The organism is Providencia sp. PROV261 (assembly GCF_028477945.1).
Classification (GTDB): domain Bacteria; phylum Pseudomonadota; class Gammaproteobacteria; order Enterobacterales; family Enterobacteriaceae; genus Providencia; species Providencia stuartii.
Genome location: NZ_JAMPMC010000033.1, coordinates 1 through 17,585, shown reverse-complemented (window position 1 = coordinate 17,585; position 17,585 = coordinate 1). Strand labels below are relative to the sequence as shown.

Genomic DNA, 17,585 nt, shown 5'->3' with positions numbered 1-17,585 from the left:
AGATTAGAATTCCATCAATTCAGCTTCTTTCTGCGCTAATGCTTCATCAACTTTCTTAATGTAGCCATCAGTCAGTTTTTGGATGTCATCTTGTGAACGACGTTCTTCGTCTTCACTGATCTCTTTATCTTTCAGCAGGGCTTTAATTTTATCGTTCGCATCACGACGAATGTTACGAACAGCAACACGACCTTGCTCAGCTTCCGCTCTAACAACTTTGATCAGGTCTTTACGGCGCTCTTCTGTCAGTGGAGGAAGTGGAACACGGATAACAGTACCGGCAGAAGATGGGTTTAAACCTAAATCAGACGCCATAATCGCTTTTTCAATCGCGGGAGACATTGAGCGATCAAAGACTGAAATCGCTAAAGTACGCGCATCTTCAACAGTTACGTTAGCAAGTTGGCGCAAAGGCGTTGCGGCGCCATAATAGTCAACCATGATGCCATCAAGTAGGCTTGGTGACGCACGGCCTGTACGAACTTTACTGATTTGGTTTTTTAGTGCTTCAACACTCTTTTCCATACGGTCTTGAGCATCTTTTTTGATTTCATTAATCACGTTTTCAACCCTTAAGAACTGGTTATTAAAGGCCGCAATGCAGCCTCGCTTAAATTGTCTGAACTTATATTAGATAATACAGTTAAACGCGGTTGATGTCTCTGAGTATTAATTGTGAGAAATCAGAGTTCCTTCATTTTCACCCATTACAACACGACGTAGAGCGCCAGGTTTATTCATATTGAAAACACGAATAGGCAAGTTATGATCACGTGCTAACGTAAACGCTGCCAAATCCATCACTTTCAATTCACGCTCAAGCACCTCTTGATAAGTCAGCGTTTCATAAAGTACGGCATCTGGGTTCTTTGCAGGATCCGCTGAATAAACACCATCAACTTTTGTTGCTTTCAATACAACATCCGCTTCAATCTCAATACCACGTAAACACGCGGCAGAGTCAGTTGTAAAGAATGGGTTACCTGTTCCAGCAGAAAAAATCACAACACGACCATGGCGTAACAGACTGATAGCTTCAGCCCAGCTATAGTTATCACACACGCCGTTAAGAGGAATAGCAGACATCAGTCTTGCATTCACGTAAGCACGATGCAATGCATCACGCATCGCTAGCCCGTTCATCACAGTGGCTAGCATTCCCATATGGTCACCGACCACACGGTTCATCCCCGCCTGTGCCAAACCAGCACCACGAAACAGGTTACCACCGCCAATAACGACACCGACCTGTACACCCAGCTCTATAAGTTCTTTGATTTCCTGAGCCATACGATCTAAAACGCTAGCATCGATTCCAAAACCTTCTGCGCCTTGTAAGGCTTCGCCACTGAGCTTAAGCAGGATACGCTGATAAACGGGTTTTGCATTGGTTGCCATGGTGTTCTGTCCTACACAGATAATTTATTGGGGTAACACACGCAGAATACTTAAAGGTGGATTCTACGTACCTTAATTATTGAATTCGTTGTATTACTACAATGTATATTAAAACAGAGCCGCCAATCGGCGGCTCCTTGTAAAACTGACGACTTATTTGCTCATTGCAGCAACTTCAGCTGCAAAGTCAGTTTCAACTTTCTCAATACCTTCACCCACTTCGAAACGGATAAAGTTAGTGACTTTCGCATTTTTCTCTTTCAGCAGATCACCAACAGATTTGCTTGGATCCATCACGAAAGGCTGGCCAGTCAGAGAGATTTCGCCAGTAAATTTGTTCATACGGCCAGTAACCATTTTCTCTGCGATTTCACGTGGTTTACCTGACTGCATAGCGATGTCTAATTGGATTTGGTGCTCGTGAGCAACAACGTCCGCTGGTACATCGTCTGGAGTAACATATTCAGGCTTGCTTGCAGCAATGTGCATAGCAATGTGTTTTAGCAGCTCTTCATCAGCGCCTTCAGCCGCAACCAAAACACCGATACGCGCACCGTGCAGGTAGCTACCTACTTGTGCACCGTCTAGGATTGCGACGCGACGAATGTTGATGTTTTCACCGATTTTAGCGACCAGAGCAGTACGTGCATCTTCGAATTTCGCTTTAACTGCTTCGATATCAGTATTTCTATCAGCGATAACAGAAGCCATAACTTCTTTACCAAATGCCAAGAAACCAGCATCTTTAGCAACGAAGTCAGTTTCACAGTTCAGTTCGATCAGAGCACCGCTTTTGCCATCAGCAAAAACTTCTGCAAGGATAACACCTTCAGCAGCAACACGGCCTGCTTTCTTAGCAGCTTTAGCTTGACCTGATTTACGCATGTTGTCGATTGCTAATTCGATATCACCATTAGCTTCAACTAGTGCTTTTTTACATTCCATCATACCTGCGCCAGTACGTTCGCGCAGTTCTTTTACCAATGCAGCGGTAATTCCAGACATGTGATTTATTCCTCGATATACCTCGTAGGGGGCTCCCTACAAGGGTCATTCTGATTCAGATAGATAAAAGGGGCCATATAGGCCCCCTTCTAACCATATAGCAATACCTGGTTTATAAGGGCTCTTTATTAGAGCAGGCCTTATTATTCAGCTTCTACTAAGCCTTCTTCTGCTTGAACAGCCAGATCCTGAGAACGACCTTCACGAACGGAAGTTGCTACAGCGCTCAGATACAATTTGATTGCACGGATTGCGTCGTCGTTACCAGGGATAACGAAGTCGATACCGTCTGGATCAGAGTTAGTATCAACGATAGCAAATACTGGGATACCCAGGTTGTTTGCTTCTTTGATAGCAATGTGTTCGTGTTCTGCATCGATAACGAACAGAGCGTCAGGTAAACCGCCCATATCTTTGATACCGCCTAAGCTGTTTTCTAACTTACCAAGTTCACGAGAACGCATCAGCGCTTCTTTTTTGGTCAGTTTGTCGAAAGTACCGTCTTGTGACTGAACTTCCAGATCTTTCAGACGTTTGATTGACTGACGAACAGTTTTCCAGTTAGTCAGCATACCACCTAACCAACGGTGGTTAACGAAATACTGGTCACAGCTATTAGCAGCTTCTTGAACGGCTTCGCTTGCTGCACGTTTAGTACCAACAAACAGAATCTTGCCTTTACGAGAAGCAATTTTAGTCAACTCAGCCAGAGCTTCGTTGAACATTGGAACGGTTTTTTCCAAGTTAATGATATGTACTTTGTTACGAGCGCCGAAAATGAAAGGTTTCATTTTAGGGTTCCAGTAACGAGTCTGGTGACCAAAGTGTACGCCCGCTTGTAGCATATCGCGCATGGAAACAGTTGCCATTTAATACCTCTGTATTTTAAGTAATTGGGGTTATGCCTCCACGGATCCCATAACACCGACTCCAAAGCTGCGCTAAAACGCATAAGAGCACCCCGGTGCATGTGTCGACCCGTGTGTGTTATACACAATTGAGTTTAGTTTTCGCTAATCCATAATGCCAATCGAATACGCTTTAACAGGGTAGCAAAACGATTTTTTCGAAGAGATAATGTGGATCGCCGGCGCGCTTTATACCATAAAATGGATCAATAAGCCAACTTTTGTTGTTTTTTTACGGGGTGAAAAAACACCATCAAATGGCTTGAATCTCTTCATTAAAACGAGGCGAAATCGCCTTGGTAAGCATCATTGAGCGTTTTATACACGGCGTATGGATAGCGTTTTTTCTTTTTATTATTTGATAAAAAAATCTTCAACGACAAATACTCGTGTTTCACTATCCATAATATCAGACCCAAAGTGTATTTGCTCTCAATACCTTTTATTTAATGGCGTACATTCCAGCCTGATATTTCACTCTAAAGGCTAAGAAGCATCAATGCCTAGTTGGCAGAAAATGCAGTGGCTGATACCATAAACATCATCATGTTGATATAGATGGTGCTATCGCTCATCTATTAAACCCTTTTCATACAAACTATGTCACAGAGTCGTTACTGACATAAATGGACTGAATTCATGGCTATTATTATCAAAACTGAAGAAGATATTCAGAAAATGCGCGTTGCTGGTCGTTTAGCAGCCGAAGTGTTAGAAATTATTGCTCCCCATGTAAAACCGGGCGTTAGCACGGGGGAGTTGGATCGCATTTGTCATCAGCACATTGTCGATGTACAACAAGCGATACCTGCTTGCTTAAATTATCATGGCTTCCCTAAATCAGTCTGTATTTCAGTCAATGATGTTATCTGCCATGGTATCCCTAGTGATGATAAGATTCTAAAAGACGGCGACGTTGTGAATATCGATGTTACCGTGATTAAAGAGGGTTTTCATGGCGATACATCAAAAATGTTCATTGTTGGTAAGCCAACCATCCAAGGCGAACGCCTGTGCCATATTACCCAAGAGAGCCTCTATTTAGCGTTACGTATGGTAAAACCGGGTATCCGCCTACGCACCTTGGGCAAAGCGATTCAACAATTTGTCGAGAAACATGACTTCTCTGTTGTACGTGAATATTGTGGTCATGGTATCGGTGAAGGTTTCCATGAAGAGCCACAAGTCCTTCATTATGATGCCGATGACAGCGGTGTTGTATTACAAAAAGGCATGGCTTTTACTATCGAACCGATGGTCAACGTCGGTGATTACCGCATCCGTACTATGAATGATGGTTGGACCGTAAAAACCAAAGATAGAAGCTGGTCGGCTCAATATGAGCATACGCTAGTTGTCACCGACAACGGGTGTGAAATCATGACATTACGTAAAGAAGAAGAGCCATATATCTCAGCGGTGCTGGTTAACGATTAATTTTTAGCACGCGGCTCTTATGTGGCATGTTACCTGTTAGAGGAAACAACTTTCGTAACATGCCGCATACTTAAGGTTTCCCTTCTCTTTTTTTACTCGAAATAATTTAATTTGCGGCTGTTCATCCATGAAAATCCCCAGTAAGCTGTTCACTATTGTGTTCAGCCTATCGATGCGGAAAGATAATGATGACACCATCCTCTGTAGCGTTTTTATCACCCACTTTATTTCAATCTTCTGACCTCGAACTGCTTCGCCTCAAGCAGCATGTCGAATCTTTCCATAACCACTTAGAAGCCGCATTCAAGCAAAACGAGTCCGTGATTGATTTAGTCCATGCGCGCAGTGATTACTTAGATGCCCTACTCACGCGTTTATGGAAAGAGTATCAATTTGACCGACAACCCAATATGTCTTTAATTGCTGTAGGTGGATACGGGCGACATGAGCTGCATCCCTTATCAGACATTGATATTTTAGTGTTAAGTGCAGAGCCTCTTTCTGAACAGATAGCCTCAAAAATAGGCCAGTTTATTACTCTATTGTGGGATCTTAAATTTGATATCGGCCATAGTGTTCGCTCATTGCAAGAGTGTATTGATGCGGGTATCGCCGATTTAACCGTTGCGACAAACCTTATTGAATCGCGCCTAATTTGTGGTGATATCGCCCTATTCTTACGCTTACAAAAAACCATCTTTAGTGATAGTTTTTGGCCTTCAGCAACCTTTTTTGCCGCAAAACTCGAAGAGCAGCAAGATCGCCATCATCGCTATCACAGTACTAGCTATAACTTAGAGCCAGATATAAAAAGTAGCCCTGGAGGGTTACGCGATATCCATACGCTACTTTGGGTCGTTCGGCGGCACTTTGGAGCCACCACCGTCGATGAAATGGTCGGGTTTGGTTTTCTTACTGAAGAAGAGCGCCAAGAGCTAAAAGAGTGTCTCTCTTTTTTATGGAAAATCCGCTTCGCTTTGCACTTAGTCGTCAAACGCTATGACAATCGCCTTTTATTTGATCGCCAATTTAGTGTCGCTCGCTTACTCGGCTACCAAGGGGAAAAAAACCAGCCCGTTGAACTGATGATGAAGGATTTTTATCGTGTGACACGCCGCGTTCGTGAACTCAATCAGATGTTATTACAACTGTTTGATGACGCTATTCTTACTCTCAATCCTGATGAAAAACCTCGTCCACTAGATGAACAATTTCAGTTGCGGGGGCCATTAATCGATGTTATTGATGATATGCTGTTCGTTAAGCAACCCGCCGCCATTTTAAAAATGTTCTATTTAATGGCTCGATACCCCAATATCACGGGGATCTACTCAACGACCTTGCGCCAACTGCGCTTTGCGCGACGTAATTTAACCGCTCCTTTATGCGAACTCCCTGAAGCTAGGCGGCTTTTTATCAAAATATTACGTCACCCTAGAGCCATTAAAGGGGCTTTCGTTCCCATGCATCTGCACAGTGTATTAAGTGCTTATACCCCTTATTGGAGCAATATCGTTGGTCAGATGCAGTTTGACCTTTTTCATGCGTATACGGTCGATGAGCACACCATCCGAGTGCTACAAAAAATAGATAGCTTTACTCATGAAGAAAATCGCCGCGACCATCCACTCTGTGTTAGCGTTTACCCTAAGCTGTTGCATCCAGAAACATTAAGGCTTGCCGCATTATTCCACGATATTGCGAAAGGGCGTTCGGGAGATCATTCTGATTTAGGGGCTGAATTTGTGTATGAGTTTGCTCTGCAACATGATTTGCCGCTCAAGGAAGCTGAGTTAGCCTCTTGGTTAGTAAAAAGCCATTTATTAATGTCAGTTACGGCACAACGTCGTGACATTCAAGACCCCGATGTCATCAAACAATTTGCCCTTGAGGTCAAAACAGTGACGCGGCTAAACTATTTGATGTGTTTAACTGTTGCCGATATTTGTGCAACTAACAGTACGCTTTGGAATAGTTGGAAGCAGAGCCTAATTCGAGAACTGTTTTTATCTACTGAACATCAACTCAACCAAGGAATGCAAAGTACTCCTGATTTACGAGAACGTATCCGCCATCATCGCCACCAAGCGTTAGCGTTATTACGCCAATCTTCAATCAATGAAGAAAAATTAAACCAATTATGGTCTCGCTGTCATGCAGACTATTTTTTGCGTCACACGCCTTCTCAATTAGCTTGGCATGCCTGTAACCTATTAAAACATGATCTTGAGCAGCCTCTCGTGTTGATCAGCACACAGCCAAAACACGGTGGAACCGAAATTTTTATTTGGTGCCCCGATAAGCCACACTTATTTGCGGCCGTGGCTGGGGAGCTTGATAGGCGCAACCTGAGTATCCACAGTGCACAGATTTTCACCAACAAAGACAACATGGCAATGGATACCTTTGTGGTGTTAGAACCGAATGGCACGCCATTATCAAAAGATAGATATGAGCAGATCCGCCATAGTCTGCTACACGCGGTACAACAACCAGCGATCTCACTTCCCCAGGCTCGCACCCTACCATCAAAACTACGCCATTTTACCGTTCCTACCAAAGTGAATTTTTTACGCTCAACCAATGAGCGCCGTAGCTATATGGAGCTCTTTGCTCTCGATCAACCGGGGTTATTAGCACGGGTTGGGCATGTGCTCGCTCAGATGGAAATCTCGTTACATGGTGCACGGATCACCACAATTGGCGAGAAAGTGGAAGATTTTTTCGTCCTTGCAGATAAAAATCACAAAGCGCTCGATAAAAAAATGCAACAAGAGTTATCAGAAAGGTTGACAGAAACCCTCAACTCGAAGGATAAATGTTAGGTTTTATAAGCAATATTATTACTGGTCCTTAAAGGGGAAAATTAATCAATGCAGCAATTACAAGCCATCATTGAACAAGCATTTGAAGATAGAGCGGCTATCACACCATCCACAGTGACCCCCGCCGTTCGCCAAGCGGTGACAGAAACCATTGCCCTACTTGATAGTGGTAAACTGCGTGTTGCTGAAAAAATTTCAGGGGTTTGGGTAACACATCAATGGTTGAAAAAAGCAGTATTACTCTCCTTTCGCATTCACGATAATCAGGTAATCGAAGGGGCTGAAAGCCGTTATTTTGATAAAGTCCCCATGAAATTTGCGGATTACGATCAGGCTCGCTTTGAACGCGAAGGCTTCCGTGTTGTGCCACCCGCGGCTGTTCGCCAAGGGGCATATATCGCTAAAAACAGTGTTTTGATGCCTTCTTATGTCAACATTGGTGCTTATATTGATGAAGGCACCATGGTAGACACATGGGCGACGGTAGGCTCTTGTGCCCAAATCGGTAAAAATGTGCATTTATCCGGCGGAGTTGGTATTGGTGGCGTACTTGAACCACTACAAGCTAACCCAACCATCATTGAAGACAACTGCTTTATTGGCGCCCGTTCAGAAATTGTTGAAGGCGTTATTATTGAAGAAGGGTCTGTCATTTCAATGGGGGTTTATATTGGTCAAAGCACAAAAATTTATGACCGCGAAACTGGTGAGATCCACTATGGACGTGTGCCAGCGGGCTCTGTGGTTGTATCGGGTAATCTGCCATCGAAAGACGGTAGCTACAGCCTTTATTGTGCCGTGATTGTTAAAAAGGTCGATGACAAAACCCGTGGAAAAGTCGGTATTAATGAGCTATTAAGAAGCATTGACTAATCCCACATCCTCGCTCGGCTAGAGATAAAACACGTTCTCTACCCAATCTAAAAATGATAGACCTCTTTTTCTTATGATGAGGGGTTTGTCAATTTCCTCATTTCGCGCATAATATATAAGTTTAGCTATTGTCGGGCTTTCGAGAATATAAACTGTATGATTTTATTTTTTGCCTTTTTAAAACACAGATTAATAGCATCGCTAAGTGTTATTCGCTTTAATGCGCGTGTTTTTAATTCCTGCCAAAAATAGAATAATACTGTTTCTGCTGGCATATGCTAACGGCTCTGTGCCTCTACAAATTTCGGTTTCCTATAACTCGGTGAACAACATGTACGATAATCTAAAAAGTTTAGGTATTAGCAACCCTCAAGATATTGACCGTTATACGCTACGCCAAGAAGCAAATAACGATATTTTAAAAATCTATTTTCGCAAAGATAAAGGGGAATTCTTTGCGAAAAGTGTAAAATTTAAATATCCACGCCAACGCAAAACTGTAGCCGCGGCAGATGGTAGCAATAATTTCAAAGAAATTAATGAGATCAACTCCAACCTACGTTACGCTATTGAAGAACTAGACCAAATTTGCCAAAACGATACAAGTGATATTGATTTGAAACACAAAATTTTGGATGACCTACGTCATCTTGAGCATGTGGTCTCAAACAAAATCGCTGAAATTGAAGCTGACCTTGAAAAATTAACCCGTAAATAGTTTTAAAATACCGCTCTTATTTTCTTTACTGCACCGAGAATCCTATTCACGGTGCAGTAATTTACAGTTGCTCACCCCAAGATTGTATCCAAGGCTTCGCATATTCTTCGGGTACATCTTCTTCAATCGCGTCAATGAACAAAGCCTCACCAATCCGTGTTCCCGATTGTTCAGTTAATAACTCATCAAAACGCTTTCCTGCCCCACAAAAATTTTCGTAGCTGCTATCACCTAAAGCGATTAACCCGTAACGTAATTCAGGTTGATAACCAACAACATCTTGAATTTCATAAAATAGTGGAGCAATCGTATCGGGTAAATCCCCTTGCCCTGTGGAGGAAGTGATGACTAAGGCGACCCCTTCACCCGCATTATATTGCTGCCAGTCACTGAGCATTGGCTCATCAAAAATCGTGACCTCATGGCCGAGTTGCTCCAATATTTCCTGAGCAGATTCAGCCACCGCTAAGGAATTACCATAAACTGTTCCCACAAAAATACCAATTTTTGACACGAACACCTCCTATTGACCCAACTACAGTGATGAATTGAATTCTCCCATCCCCAATTTGCTGGCGATATGCTGCCACCCAAACTGATTTACCAATGACAACCATGACTCATCCCATTGTGCAATCAGAGAGATACGCTCCCCTGAAATGGGATGATCTAATACTAGCTGGCTGGCATGCAACATTAGCCGTGAAACGGCAAAATGTTGGCTTACACCGCGGTTTTGACGTAAATCACCGTGTTTACTATCGCCAATAATGGGGTGACGAATGTGCGACATATGACGTCGTAACTGATGTTTGCGCCCTGTTTCTGGTTTCAATTCTAGTAAACTAAACCGAGATGTTGGATAACGCCCAATTGCGACTGAGCACTCAACTTGAGCGATTGGCTGGCAATGTGTAACACACTCTTGCAATGCTGGCTCTCTGGTCGCATGTTTATCCGCAATTTTGTCCAACTGCTCAAGTAATGGATAATCAATGGTTTGAGGCGCTTCAACATAGCCACGAACCACCGCATGGTAGATTTTTTCTATTTGATGAGATTCAAACTGCGCCGCTAATTGCCTCGCCACATCACTGGATAGTGCAAACAACAACACACCCGATGTTGGCCTATCAAGACGATGGATTGGATAAACAAATTGACCAATTTGGTCTCGTAATGTTTGCATAACAAACACAGTTTCCTTGCTGTCTAACCAGCTGCGGTGCACCAACATACCGGCAGGCTTATTAACAGCAACCATATACTCATCTTGATAAATAATCTCTAACATCAATGAGCTACCTACCCAACTGAGTACTGAAAAAATCATCTAATTCACGAAGGTGAATCAACAATAAATGATATTGCCCTTCCTCATCATTCTTATAAACTTCTTCAAAATAAGGGGCTATAGCAAAAGCTCCGGGTAAAACAGCGCCTTGCTCAATGAGTGCTTGTAAACGAGGGATAAGTACCCATTGTAACCACTCTGTTGCTTCCATCGTATCAATTGAAAAAGGCTCTGTACTTTCAAAAGCTTCAGGGCTAGGTGGTAATTCACGCCAAAGTGCCTTCGCTCTCATTTCCTCTTCAATATGACGAAGCTTTTCCATGATGCGCTGTTCAATATTCATATAAAAACCTACTTAATAAACTTAATTCGAAATATACGGCATATCCTTCATTAATTCTGTCGTAAATATGGGGTGTAGAACAACCAAAATAATTTCCCACACAAAATCCTAGTTACTTTCACGTAATCCATCTTGCCGCAAGCACTTTTATAAGTTTATTTAAAGTTTATTTACCTTTTGTTGTAGTTAATAAGAGTAATATCAGACGCTTTTCACTTTACTGAATAAAAAACACTCAACAATCAAGTATGGTTTATATATGGGATTATTAAAGCAGTGGCGTAAACAAAATAAATTTTGGCAGTCTATTAACAACAGCTATGACCATTTAAAACGACAAGTCCGTATTGCCAAACTCCCGTCTAAACCTTATCAGCAATTTCAATCCATGTGTGAAAGCTACACCAGTGCCCGCATGTCTAAGGAATTAAATAATATTCCTGATTTTGCTGAACGCCCCTTAAATAAGTATTTGCATCGCGAGTGGAACGGAAAACAAAAATTACTCACCGCGAGTCACACCCTAGAACTCATCGAAAAAACATTTTCGACGGATGCTATCAAAGCAATGTTTTCTATTGATCGCCAAGGGTTAAAAGTTGCAGATATCGAATTAAAATCGGGAGATTATGCGCAATTAAGGCTTGTTTACTCCCAATATCCACGCGAAGGTGACCTCACCTTACACCTGCTAAACGAAACAGGGGATGATATCTATTTAATGAGCTTTTCGTTTGGTACTGAGGGCCAACTTTATATCTGTTCTTTACAGGGGCCTGCTACTGAACAAAGTACCGAACAAGTGAAGTCCATTACGAAGCAAATGCATGGGATGCGACCTAAAAATTTATTGATGTCGTCTATTTATGCAGTTGCCGCTTTTTTCCACTGTACATCTATTATGGGTATTTCAAACCATTGCCATATTAAGCGCCAACATTTGAAATCAAGCTACGATAATTTTTGGCAAGAGTGTAATGGTACGGTTTCCGCGGATGGCTGGTATCACTTGCCTTTAACAGAGCCTATTCGTGATATCGAATCGGTCAAAAGCCAACACCGCTCTGCGTTCCGTAAGCGTGAGGCCTTAAGAGAAGCCATGTATCAAAGTGTGTTAAACGCATTAACGCAATATTCTACCGACCCACATCAAAAGACACGAACGCAACACTAAGTGAAAAAGAAGCCAGCCAACAAGAGGGTTGACTGGCTTATCTCATGTTTTAAAGGGTGTTAAAGCATCCTGCAAAAACGACCTCCTGCCGTTCGACATCCTGTCGCTAATAAACAGATTAAAGTCAGCGACATGCGCCACTTTGCCATCCATGACCTCTGTTTACTGATAAAGCAGCAAACTCACTGCTCCCTCATTCAGTCGTTTAAGAATGTATTAAAAACACTAATGAAACAACCTAGTGCAATAAACTTAAAAACAGCCTTAGACCTTCAATTTAAGAGATTGATAGTAACTACATGAAATTAAATGTTAAATAATGCTCACTTAGATAAATTAAGAAAATTAAGGTTTATTTCTTAATTGATTTGTAAGCTATTTCCTACAGCTTCTATCAGCAATATCTTACTCAAGCGGTTCTACTACTGGGGTTAACTCTTGAATAAAATGGATAAGATTAGGCGCTAACACGCGTTTTTCCTTACTACCAAATTTTTCTAAAATAATTTCTCCCGTTAAATTACATAACGAAATCATTTCTAAATCAGATTCTAACGTTGCTATAAATAATGTTGGTGATAGTTTTAAACGCTTTTGGGTAACTAGATGACCAATTAAATTTTCTTGCAAACGGATAAAATCCTCTTCGCTCCACACTTGAACCAAATTCAATAGATGACCTTCAAATTGAGCCTTCATATCCCCCGCAAGCTGAGTGGTATAAAAAGGATGGATCATCGGCTGTAATTCAATATCCAATGCTGTCGCTACTTTATTTAAGTTTTTATCTGCTATTGGGAAGGCTTGTGGCTCCCAATAAACCCAATTTTCCCCCGTCCGAATGACACAAGGAGACGGAATGCCATATAGGTCACAGGAAGCAGGCGATAGACCTGTTTGCTCCTTCCATTTGGTCACATATTGTTGAGTAAATTGAGTAAGCGCTTCAGAAACGGTTGTATTCATAATGATTTAATAACTTTAGATTGAGTGAACTGAAATGGCGGCAATATCATTAATAAATGATATTATGACAGAAGTTAACCGATGAATGAATTGCTCTCATTTTCAGCCGTTTTATGGTATCGCGTGCTTTTAGTACATGAAGTTTAAGGATCACTATGTCACACTATCAAAATAACCCTGCTTTGGATAATCTCACACTAGGAAAAAAAACGGCATATTATGATCAATATGACCCAAGCCTACTCCAAGCCGTTCCGCGCAGCTTAAATAGAGATCCGTTAGATATTCACGCTGATAGCCTACCGTTTCATGGGGCTGATATTTGGACCTTATACGAGCTATCTTGGCTCAACAAGAAAGGTGTTCCGCAAGTCGCTATTGGTTCAGTCCATGTCGATGCACAAAGTGAAAACTTGATCGAATCAAAAAGTTTTAAACTCTACCTAAATAGTTTTAACCAAACTCGCTATGATTCATGGGAAAATGTGCGAAGTGTTTTGCAAAACGACTTAAGCAATTGTGCTAATGGAAAAGTTAGCGTTACACTCCATAAACTTGATGAGTTTTCACAGCAAGCGATTTGCCAATTTGAAGGGATTTGTATTGATGAACAGGATATCGAGATCAATCAATATGAATTTAGTCGTGATTATCTCGCAAATAGCACGGAAAATGAAAACGTAGAAGAAACACTAGTTAGCCATTTATTAAAGTCGAATTGTTTGATTACTAACCAACCCGATTGGGGGTCAGTACAAATTCGTTATCGTGGCCCGAAGATCAACCGTGAAGCACTGCTGCGCTATTTGGTCTCTTTCCGTCATCATAACGAATTCCATGAACAATGCGTCGAACGTATTTTTAATGATATAACACAACTGTGTAAGCCTGAACAACTCAGTGTTTACGCACGCTATACGCGCCGTGGTGGTCTTGATATCAATCCATGGCGTAGTAATACCCAATTTACGCCTGAAATAGGACGTTTAGCACGGCAATAAGCACCTTAATTAAGTTAATTGATATAATTTTATATACTCTAAATAGTTCGAGGTACAGCAAGGCGACCGGTAGACCAGTCGTAGCAAGGCAGAAATAACGATGCCAATGGTGCGAAAGTAAACTGAGTCAATGACGCCGTAACTTGAAGTATGGCGAGTATATCAAGATCCCTTTGGGATAAAGGAGAGTTACTTGATTACTCATATCAGTCCATTAGGTTACCAAAGCAACAAAAAGCATTAAATATCAATAGCTTAATTTATTATCAGTTCATTTTTCATACTACAAAACACTACATTTCATTCTAAATGAATCAATAAGTTACCCCTTCATTTCGAACGAAAAAGAGGGGTAATTAACCCCTCACCTCTCATTTTTGCGGCACAGTTCGTCACAGTGATATCTGATAACATTACGACCAATATTGATATCGCGCCATTGCCTGACTGCTTATAATTAACTCCAGACTTTATTGGAGGGTTTATGACCAGTACGCAACTTATCTTACTCGCACTTACTTGCATCAATGAAAATAGAGAGCCGTCTCACACTGAACAATCACGTATCTATGTTTTCTATAAAACTGAGATAGATGGCAAGGCTATTTCGATCAATGAGTTTATACTCTTACTTTCTAATTCATCTTTGTACTGCCAGATAGAGCAACCAAAAAGAGCTCCAGTAATTGAGTTCATAGAAAGTTATCTAAGCAGTTCTGCTGATAAATCACACGCAAGAAAGTAGAATAATCATGCACAATCTCGCAAATCTAACTCAGTGAGTAAGAGATTTCCGCGGGGGTATGAGTACAATCAAGACTAATTAATGATACTGCTAATAAAGAACGCGACAGACCCGGTTAATTGGGAAATATCGACGACGGTATTGTCTGATTTTTTAACCAATTTAACCGATATCATTTCATCATCAACACCAAAACCAACATAAACATCATGCTCCATACTTCTTGTGTCTGTCGTTAGTTGTGCTGTGATGATAGGGCGAAAACCGACTGCCGATTGGTATTCAGACGAGAGTAGTTTATCGGTTTTAATATAAAGCGTTTTTTTGTCTTCTGATAATGAAAATCCCCTGATACCGACTTTTGAATAATCACTACTCAATGAGCCGCCAGATGCATTGACAATAACCAGACCCATCGCGTGTATTCTCGGTACGGGTATGCCATTTTCTTCAATGAGCACAGGGTTTTTTAATATTACCTCCCCTTCAGTTCCCCCTGTCACAACACCCGCTGATATTTTCATGACTGATTTCTGCCAGTTCTCGTTGATATCTGTATACGGTGGGACTGTAAATGAGATTTTATACAATTTCCAATCCGTTTGGTTAAATTTAAAATCTTGATAATTGGAGTTATGCGGATAGTCAATATAGATACCCCCCGTTATCCTTTCCGAATTAACCTTAGCTTCTATGCTAAATGTATAAGTCGCCCCTGGTCGAATAGGAAATGATTTTGTTAGATAGGCGCGGGCATCTGATGCGGAGCCAACCTTTTTGCATATTGCAGCAGAGCCATCGGTTGTGAATGTCACTGAGCTTCCTGCATCTTTATTGATATGAAAATCATTGACGCTACGTAATACAATTGACCCCATAATACTACCCTCTTCTCTTTGTAATTAATGACACGTCTGACACAACACGATTACACCCCGCGCGCATTACTCGCGCTAAATCTGTACCGTTTTGAACCGTCCATACAGCCAACCCGACGTTCGCGCTTCTGCATTTTTTCGCAATGGTTGAATCGCTCAGGAATGAATTCATTTCCATGAGGAACATCGCGGGCGCATTCGCTTGTAAAATGGGGAGCATCGCTTCGTAATCTGCCGCAGTAGGTCGTAAGAAACCCAGTTCTAAGTTCTTATTATGTTGACGAACGAAAAGTAATTTATCGTTGTTAAAGCATTGCGTACTCACGTTACTTTCAGCATCGTAATACGTGATTAAACGAAGATACTCAAGAATGTTAGCGTCGGTCATGTGATCGCTGAATTCAGCATAAATTTTTACGCCACGCTCCTTGCATAGAAAAAGTACATCTTGAAAACGGGGGATTCTAATATCTGCGTAAGGTGTACCCTGAACGTTTTTATATCTTAGCTGGTCTATTTCCGCTGAGTTCTTTTCTCTAAACAGTCCCGTTCCATTGGTGAGTGCACTCACATCTAAGTCATGAAAAACATACAAAACGCCGTCGGTTGACGCCTGAACATCACACTCTAATGATGTCGCGCCTGCTTCAATTGCACAACTGAACCCGAACAATGAATTTTGAGGAAATTGGCGAGCAAAGCCGCGGTGAGCAATCAACTCAAGTTGAGAATTGTTAAGTACATTGTTATTTGTTGTGATGGTTCTTTGCTGAGTTGCTATAGTTTTTTGTGCATTGGCTAGTTCATTTTGCAATGTAATAACTTGGCTGCCAAATGTTGCATCACCAACTAACTTCCACTTTCCATCACCTACTCCACCACTTGAAGCTGGCGATGAGTTTGCGGGGACATTTTTAGGGAATGGTCCGTCCCAACGATAGTACCCCCCATCACCGTCAGGTTGCTTCCATCTCAGCACTTGGTTTTGTATCGTTAGTGTCGCCCCATCCTGAAAACTATCAATCGGCACATAGCCTGCTGCTAAGATTGCCGCTTTCGATTCTTGCCTGAACTCGGTCAACGCTTTTTCGCTTTCTTTTTCTATCCCGTACCAACTTTTCCTGTTCTGACCAAAGCGATCAATCCACACCTCTGAACTTCGATCATTAACCGCATTATCAAAGTTAATGCTATTGTCGTGAATATCCTTAACCGATGGTGAGCCAATCGGGTTATTGGTATTGTATCTTGTCATTCTAGACACCTATAAATGCAAAAGCCCGCACTGTGGCGAGGTTCATGATTAATGTTATGGGTTAATTACGCTGGATATTCAGCGTCATCGTATTGATAGAAAATTTCTTTATACTCTTTAGCAACGACTTGGCAGGTGCCGTCCGAGTTAGGCGTGATTTCTCGCATAATGCCGTCATAACCGACGTATTTAGACGAACAAAATATTAGCCGTGGTGGTTCAATATACGGGTCGTCCATTATCCATGAGTCAACATCTAATTCGCTACTGTAAGGAATAGATAGCGTATAGTCATCTATCTGCGTGGGGATCAAAAGCCGTGAGGCACTGCCATCTTGCAGCCGAATTAAACAGCGCGGTTGCTCAAATGACCAATCAAGAGGCTCATTGACCGTGAGGGTAATTTGCTCCTGGTCATGACTCATGTTCATCACTAAACAGCTGATGGTTTTATTGCTCGGGATATCATCGGTAAACACAATGCGATCCCCCACGTTATAACAAAGCGCATCCAGTTCCGTTGAGGTTGAATAACTGAGTCGTTGATGTAAGTGCTTCATGAGTCGACGCATACCAATTCGATACGCAATAGTGGGATTTAATACCCCATCCGCTTGATAATATTCTATCTTTTTGGGTGTTGGATTCTCTTTGGTGCGGCACTGGATAGTTTCCTCTGCCCATGTCACCCCATTAATGTAAGTGACATCCACGCCGTCATAATCATCTTCTGATGGCGCAGTGAAGCCCGTTTGCAAGTCTTCC

At 41.8% G+C, this 17,585-nt stretch carries 17 protein-coding genes; 6 read left to right on the top strand and 11 right to left on the bottom strand.

The window, feature by feature from the left end:
- Nucleotides 1-3: 3 nt before the first annotated feature.
- The 4 genes from frr to rpsB form a co-directional block, all read right to left on the bottom strand.
- Nucleotides 4-561, bottom strand: coding sequence for a ribosome recycling factor (gene frr / locus PR675_RS16590; RefSeq protein ID WP_004916781.1), 558 nt, complete (start codon nt 559-561; stop codon nt 4-6).
- Between the two features lie 108 nt (nt 562-669).
- On the bottom strand, nt 670-1,398 hold the full coding sequence (pyrH, locus tag PR675_RS16585; RefSeq protein WP_004916784.1) for a UMP kinase: 729 nt from the start codon (nt 1,396-1,398) through the stop codon (nt 670-672).
- 153 nt (nt 1,399-1,551) lie between these two features.
- Complete coding sequence (gene tsf / locus PR675_RS16580) at nt 1,552-2,403, bottom strand: translation elongation factor Ts (protein WP_004916787.1); 852 nt, start codon at nt 2,401-2,403, stop codon at nt 1,552-1,554.
- Nucleotides 2,404-2,546: 143 nt separating this feature from the next.
- On the bottom strand, nt 2,547-3,272 hold the full coding sequence (gene rpsB / locus PR675_RS16575; RefSeq protein WP_004916790.1) for a 30S ribosomal protein S2: 726 nt from the start codon (nt 3,270-3,272) through the stop codon (nt 2,547-2,549).
- A 678-nt stretch (nt 3,273-3,950) separates the two neighbouring features.
- Between rpsB and map the strand changes: the two genes are divergently transcribed.
- From map to PR675_RS16555, 4 genes are all read left to right on the top strand, one after another.
- Nucleotides 3,951-4,748, top strand: a complete 798-nt coding sequence (gene map, locus PR675_RS16570) for a type I methionyl aminopeptidase (protein WP_004916796.1) — start codon at nt 3,951-3,953, stop codon at nt 4,746-4,748.
- 185 nt (nt 4,749-4,933) lie between these two features.
- Entirely contained in the window at nt 4,934-7,573 is a 2,640-nt protein-coding gene (glnD, locus tag PR675_RS16565) for a bifunctional uridylyltransferase/uridylyl-removing protein GlnD (protein ID WP_060560938.1), read from the top strand.
- Nucleotides 7,574-7,621: 48 nt separating this feature from the next.
- Nucleotides 7,622-8,446, top strand: coding sequence for a 2,3,4,5-tetrahydropyridine-2,6-dicarboxylate N-succinyltransferase (gene dapD, locus PR675_RS16560; protein ID WP_040132403.1), 825 nt, complete (start codon nt 7,622-7,624; stop codon nt 8,444-8,446).
- A 331-nt stretch (nt 8,447-8,777) separates the two neighbouring features.
- Complete coding sequence (locus tag PR675_RS16555) at nt 8,778-9,164, top strand: DUF3461 family protein (RefSeq protein WP_014657679.1); 387 nt, start codon at nt 8,778-8,780, stop codon at nt 9,162-9,164.
- A 61-nt stretch (nt 9,165-9,225) separates the two neighbouring features.
- Here the strand turns inward: PR675_RS16555 and PR675_RS16550 are convergent, their stop codons facing one another.
- Genes PR675_RS16550 through PR675_RS16540 form a run of 3 tightly spaced genes read right to left on the bottom strand, consistent with a single transcriptional unit; the run spans nt 9,226 to nt 10,801 of the window.
- Nucleotides 9,226-9,678, bottom strand: a complete 453-nt coding sequence (locus tag PR675_RS16550; RefSeq protein WP_060560939.1) for a flavodoxin — start codon at nt 9,676-9,678, stop codon at nt 9,226-9,228.
- A gap of 21 nt (nt 9,679-9,699) precedes the next feature.
- Nucleotides 9,700-10,458 (bottom strand): tRNA pseudouridine(65) synthase TruC, encoded by a 759-nt coding sequence (truC, locus tag PR675_RS16545; RefSeq protein WP_004916802.1) that lies wholly within the window; start codon nt 10,456-10,458, stop codon nt 9,700-9,702.
- 7 nt (nt 10,459-10,465) lie between these two features.
- Nucleotides 10,466-10,801 (bottom strand): YqcC family protein, encoded by a 336-nt coding sequence (locus PR675_RS16540; RefSeq protein ID WP_004916805.1) that lies wholly within the window; start codon nt 10,799-10,801, stop codon nt 10,466-10,468.
- Nucleotides 10,802-11,060: 259 nt separating this feature from the next.
- Here PR675_RS16540 and PR675_RS16535 point away from each other — a divergent pair, with 259 nt between their 5' ends.
- The gene (locus PR675_RS16535; protein WP_040132404.1) at nt 11,061-11,975 is read left to right on the top strand and encodes a VirK/YbjX family protein; all 915 of its coding nucleotides are present in this window, start codon (nt 11,061-11,063) and stop codon (nt 11,973-11,975) included.
- A 405-nt stretch (nt 11,976-12,380) separates the two neighbouring features.
- On the opposite strand, the gene syd is transcribed toward PR675_RS16535, so the two are convergent.
- Nucleotides 12,381-12,941, bottom strand: a complete 561-nt coding sequence (syd, locus tag PR675_RS16530; RefSeq protein ID WP_004915359.1) for a SecY-interacting protein — start codon at nt 12,939-12,941, stop codon at nt 12,381-12,383.
- Nucleotides 12,942-13,096: 155 nt separating this feature from the next.
- Between syd and queF the strand changes: the two genes are divergently transcribed.
- Entirely contained in the window at nt 13,097-13,942 is an 846-nt protein-coding gene (queF, locus tag PR675_RS16525) for an NADPH-dependent 7-cyano-7-deazaguanine reductase QueF (protein ID WP_040132405.1), read from the top strand.
- A gap of 819 nt (nt 13,943-14,761) precedes the next feature.
- On the opposite strand, the gene PR675_RS16520 is transcribed toward queF, so the two are convergent.
- From PR675_RS16520 to PR675_RS16510, 3 genes are all read right to left on the bottom strand, one after another.
- Nucleotides 14,762-15,565: a carbohydrate binding domain-containing protein gene (locus PR675_RS16520; protein WP_272582808.1), complete on the bottom strand. Its 804-nt coding sequence runs from the start codon at nt 15,563-15,565 to the stop codon at nt 14,762-14,764.
- Nucleotides 15,566-15,569: 4 nt separating this feature from the next.
- Entirely contained in the window at nt 15,570-16,820 is a 1,251-nt protein-coding gene (locus PR675_RS16515) for a glycerophosphodiester phosphodiesterase family protein (RefSeq protein WP_272582807.1), read from the bottom strand.
- A gap of 65 nt (nt 16,821-16,885) precedes the next feature.
- Nucleotides 16,886-17,585: host specificity factor TipJ family phage tail protein (locus PR675_RS16510; RefSeq protein ID WP_272582806.1), on the bottom strand; the 700-nt coding region annotated here is incomplete at its 5' end.

Bases quoted from the DNA above. Each gene is read 5' to 3' on its own strand.
- pyrH (WP_004916784.1), bottom strand. From the start codon at position 1,398: ATGGCAACCAATGCAAAACCCGTTTATCAGCGTATCCTGCTTAAGCTC.
- tsf (WP_004916787.1), bottom strand. From the start codon at position 2,403: ATGTCTGGAATTACCGCTGCATTGGTAAAAGAACTGCGCGAACGTACT.
- rpsB (WP_004916790.1), bottom strand. From the start codon at position 3,272: ATGGCAACTGTTTCCATGCGCGATATGCTACAAGCGGGCGTACACTTT.
- map (WP_004916796.1), top strand. From the start codon at position 3,951: ATGGCTATTATTATCAAAACTGAAGAAGATATTCAGAAAATGCGCGTT.
- glnD (WP_060560938.1), top strand. From the start codon at position 4,934: ATGATGACACCATCCTCTGTAGCGTTTTTATCACCCACTTTATTTCAA.
- dapD (WP_040132403.1), top strand. From the start codon at position 7,622: ATGCAGCAATTACAAGCCATCATTGAACAAGCATTTGAAGATAGAGCG.
- PR675_RS16555 (WP_014657679.1), top strand. From the start codon at position 8,778: ATGTACGATAATCTAAAAAGTTTAGGTATTAGCAACCCTCAAGATATT.
- truC (WP_004916802.1), bottom strand. From the start codon at position 10,458: ATGTTAGAGATTATTTATCAAGATGAGTATATGGTTGCTGTTAATAAG.
- PR675_RS16540 (WP_004916805.1), bottom strand. From the start codon at position 10,801: ATGAATATTGAACAGCGCATCATGGAAAAGCTTCGTCATATTGAAGAG.
- PR675_RS16535 (WP_040132404.1), top strand. From the start codon at position 11,061: ATGGGATTATTAAAGCAGTGGCGTAAACAAAATAAATTTTGGCAGTCT.
- syd (WP_004915359.1), bottom strand. From the start codon at position 12,941: ATGAATACAACCGTTTCTGAAGCGCTTACTCAATTTACTCAACAATAT.
- queF (WP_040132405.1), top strand. From the start codon at position 13,097: ATGTCACACTATCAAAATAACCCTGCTTTGGATAATCTCACACTAGGA.
- PR675_RS16520 (WP_272582808.1), bottom strand. From the start codon at position 15,565: ATGGGGTCAATTGTATTACGTAGCGTCAATGATTTTCATATCAATAAA.
- PR675_RS16515 (WP_272582807.1), bottom strand. From the start codon at position 16,820: ATGACAAGATACAATACCAATAACCCGATTGGCTCACCATCGGTTAAG.